At 64.8% G+C, this 3953-nt stretch carries 4 protein-coding genes; 3 read left to right on the forward strand and 1 reads right to left on the reverse strand.

Annotation, left to right across the window (positions count from 1 at the left end; translation table 11 throughout):
* From ACREE8_RS24275 to ACREE8_RS24285, 3 genes are all read left to right on the forward strand, one after another.
* Positions 1 to 1018, forward strand: a 1018-nt coding sequence (locus ACREE8_RS24275; protein WP_431575601.1) for an ABC transporter ATP-binding protein, incomplete at its 5' end; no start/stop codon positions are given.
* A gap of 4 nt (positions 1019 to 1022) precedes the next feature.
* Positions 1023 to 1931 (forward strand): ABC transporter permease, encoded by a 909-nt coding sequence (locus tag ACREE8_RS24280; RefSeq protein WP_431575602.1) that lies wholly within the window; start codon positions 1023 to 1025, stop codon positions 1929 to 1931.
* Entirely contained in the window at positions 1928 to 2749 is an 822-nt protein-coding gene (locus ACREE8_RS24285) for a hypothetical protein (protein ID WP_431575603.1), read from the forward strand. Before ACREE8_RS24280 ends, ACREE8_RS24285 begins: the two co-directional genes overlap by 4 nt.
* 4 nt (positions 2750 to 2753) lie before the next feature.
* On the opposite strand, the gene ACREE8_RS24290 is transcribed toward ACREE8_RS24285, so the two are convergent.
* On the reverse strand, positions 2754 to 3953 hold a 1200-nt coding region (locus tag ACREE8_RS24290), incomplete at its 5' end, for an aromatic ring-hydroxylating oxygenase subunit alpha (protein ID WP_431575604.1).

The raw sequence follows: 3953 nt of genomic DNA on the forward strand, positions 1-3953 counted from the left end.
CATAGACCTGACGATCGATCGCGGCGAGTTCTTCACGCTGCTGGGGCCCAGCGGCTCCGGCAAGACCACGCTGCTGCGGATCATCGCCGGGCTGGAGCCGCCCGATACCGGCCGCGTGCTGATCGCAGGCCGCGACGTGACCGAGCTGCCGCCCTATGGGCGCAATATCGGCATGGTGTTCCAGAACTTCCTGCTGTTCCCGCACAAGACGGTCGCCGAGAACATCGTCTTCCCCTTGCGCATGCAGCGGGTCGACAGGGCCAAGCGCGACGAGCGGCTGGCCTGGATCATCAAGCTGATGCATCTGGACAAGCTCGAGGGCCGCTATCCCAACGAGCTTTCGGGCGGGCAGCAGCAGCGCGTGGCGCTGGCGCGCGGGCTCATCGCCGAGCCGGCGCTGCTCCTGCTCGACGAGCCGCTGGCCAATCTCGACCGCGAGCTACGCTCCGAGATGGAGGTCGAGATCCGCCGCTACCAGAAGGAGCTGCAGATCCCCTTCATCTATGTCACGCATAACCAGGAAGAAGCGCTGACCATGAGCGACCGCATCGCGGTCATGCGCAACGGCCAGTTCGAGCAGGTCGGCGCCAAGGTCGAGATCTACACCAACCCGGCCTCGGCCTTCGTGGCGAGCTTCGTCGGCCATGCCAATCGCCTCGAAGGCAAGCTGGTCGAGGCCAATGGCACGCTCGGCCGCATGGAATGGCGCGGTCGTTCGATCCTGGTGCCGTGCCCGCAAGGTGCCGTCGCAGGCGCGGCCCTCCAGCTCTCGATCAAATATGAGGATCTCGAGATCGCGCCGGCCAGCGCCAATGGCGCGGACCTCCAGGGCCGCAACCAGCTGCCGGGCAAGCTGCGCGACATCATCTTCAAGGGCCAGACCGCCAACTATATCGTGACGCTGGCCGATGGCGTCGAGATCATCGCCACCGCTGCGCCGCGCGCGCTCAGCCTGCGGCCGGAAGAGGCGGTCGTGGTTCATTGGCCCGCCGGCGGCGGCGCCTGTTTCGCGGGTTGAGGCGATGAGCGCCGGCACGCTGCAGATCACGCCCCGCCGGACCAAGCTGCACCGGCTCTTCGCCTACCGCTTTGCGCTGCTGGCGGGACCGGGCACGCTCTTCATCATGATCGCGCTGCTCTTGCCGCTGCTCTCGATCGTCGTGTTCAGCTTCTGGCGCACCGAGAGCTACGAGCTCTATGCCGACTGGAACCTCGACAATTACCGGGTGATGCTGACCGAGCCTGCCTACCGGGTGTTCTTCCTGCGCTCCTTCTTCATGGCGCTCTCGGTGACCCTGGGCTGCCTCGTCATCGCTTGGCCGGTCGCCTATTTCATCGCCAAGCATGGCGGGCGCTACCGGCTGCTGCTGGTCCTGCTCCTGGCCGCCCCCTTCTTCACCGGCGTCATCCTGCGCATCGCGGCGCTACAGGGACTGTTCGGGCCGATCGGGCTCATCAACATGACCTTGACCGAGATCGGGCTGCCGCCGATCCAGGTGCTGATGTATACGCCGCTCGCGGCCGGCATCGGGCTCGTCTATCTCTATGTGCCCTTCATGATCACCGCGATCTATCTCTCGGTGATCAATTTCAATTTCGAGCTGCTCGAGGTCGCCAAGATCAACGGGGCGAAGCCCTGGCGCGCCTTCATCGAGATCACCTGGCCGCTCAACTGGATCGGCACGGCGATCGGGCTCGTTGTGGTGTTCATTCCCTGCCTGGCGTCTGTCGTTACGCAGCGATTCCTGGGCGGAACGCAATCGAGTTCCTTCGGCATGAGTCTCGCCCAGCAATTCGGCGAGACGGGCACCTGGGCCCTGGGCTCGGCCATGGGCGTGGCCCTCTTCGTCTTCTCGATCGCCGCCATCATCCTGATCGGCCGCTCGATCAATCTGAAGCGCAGCGGCTTCACCGGGGTGATCAATCCATGACAGCGCCCAAGCGCAAGCGGCTGATGCCGGCGGTCCTGGCCATGATGCTGGTGCTGGCCGCGGTCTATGTCTTCCTCTACGCGCCGATCTTCTATGTGATCTACACCTCCTTCTCGGCCGATATCGTCTGGCCCTTCCCACCGCATTTCTCGGCGCAGTCCTACAGCGACCTCTTCGCCAGCTCCCTCTATGGCGACGCGCTCGCCAACAGCATCACGCTCGCGCTGGGCAGCGCCACGCTCTCGACCGTGCTGGCCGCCGCCGGCGCCATCGGCATCCTGCGCTACCGCTCACGCTGGCGGGGCTTCGCCATGTTCATGTTCTTGGCACCCCTGTTCGTGGCCGAGCTCCTGATCGGGATCTCGACGCTCGCCTTCAATGCGCGGGTGCTGGGGCTGCCGGGCAATCTCTATTCCGCCATGGCCGCCAACGCCGTGCCCGGGACGTCCTTCGCCTTCCTCATCATCCTGGCACAGCTCGTGCGCTATGACTGGAACATGGACGATGCGGCGATGGTATTCGGCGCGGGGCCGTTCCGCAGCTTCATCGAGATCACCCTGCCGACGATCTGGCCCTCGCTCTTCGGGGCCTTCCTCATCAGCTTCATCCTCGCCTTCAACAATCTCGAGATCTCGTTCTACAACCTCGGCGCCATCCCGACCTTGCCGGCAGTGGCTTGGGGCTCGCTTCGATTCGGATTGGGACCGGAATTGTTCGCGCTGGCGACGCTGGTCAACGGCGCCGTCTTCTTCATCTTCGCGGTGATGTATATCCTGATGCGCTACCGCATCGTCAGCTTCGGCTATCGCGGTCCCTGAGGCGTCAGGAAACGGCGCGCTTGCGCTGAGAAAGTGACTCGCTCCGCCGCCAGCCGGCGAGCCGGGCCGCCAGATAGCAGGTGAAATCGTGGATCTCGCGCTCGAGCCAGCTGAGCCGTCCCGGCTTGGCGAGCGGTGCCTGTACGCCCTGATAGAGACCTTCCACCACGAAGCGGTCCTCGGCATTCACCTTGTCGAAGAAATCCAGCAGCTCGGCCTTTTCCTTCTCGAGGTCCGGCATGTTGGCGACGACCTCGGGCGCCAGCGCCACGCCGAAGCGGACATGAACCTCGCCCAGCGATTTGGGCCGGAGCGACAGGTACCAGAGATGGTCGGGCGCCAGCACATACATATGCGCCGGAAAGACCGAGGGCATGACCGTCGTGTAGCGGTGATGGCCTTCGAGGCGCGTGTTCGAGGGATGCGCGCGGCCATAACGGGCGGTCTCGTCCTTGGTGAAAGTCTGGACCGTGAAGTGGTCGTTGGGCTCGGTCGGGAAGCGCGTGTCCTCGATCGGCATCCAGGCCCCGACTGTCGCGCGATGGGCCACGGGAAGGTGATAGCCCTCCATGAAATTCTCGGTCAGCAGCTTCCAGTTCGTGTTCCAGACATGGTCCTGCAGCGCCACCGAGATGTAATTCTGCATCTCGTAAGGGGCGACCATGGGCGCCAGCGTTGTCAGCAGCTCGCTGACCGGTGGGGCCTGCTCGTTGAGCGTGACATAGACCCAGCCTTGCCAGACCTCGGCCCGGATCGCGGGCAAATGATGGCTGCGGGGCTCGAAGCCGGGTGTCTGCTTCATGTGCGGCGCACCCAGCAGCCGCCCGTCGAGATCGTAGGTCCAGGCATGATAGGGGCAGACCAGCCGCTGGCAGCTGCCCTGGCCCTCGACCAGCCGCATCATCCGGTGCAGGCAGACATTGGAGAAGCCGCGGATCACGCCGTCGCGCCCGCGCACCACGAAGACCGGCTGGTCGTTTATCGAGAAGCTCAGATAATGGCCTGCGGCCGGCACGTCCGCGGCCAAGCCGACGCAGAGCCATTCGCGGGCGAAGATCTCTTTCTTCTCGAGCTCATGGAACTCGGCGCTCCGATAGATCGCCGGCGGCATTGCCGTCGCCTGATCGAGACCGCCCTCGGCCAGCGTCCGGAGCCGCTCCAGGGCGGCGTCGAGTTCGGCCATGTTTCTCCCCATGTCCAGAAG

Source organism: Hypericibacter sp. (assembly GCF_050729195.1).
GTDB lineage: Bacteria > Pseudomonadota > Alphaproteobacteria > Dongiales > Dongiaceae > Hypericibacter.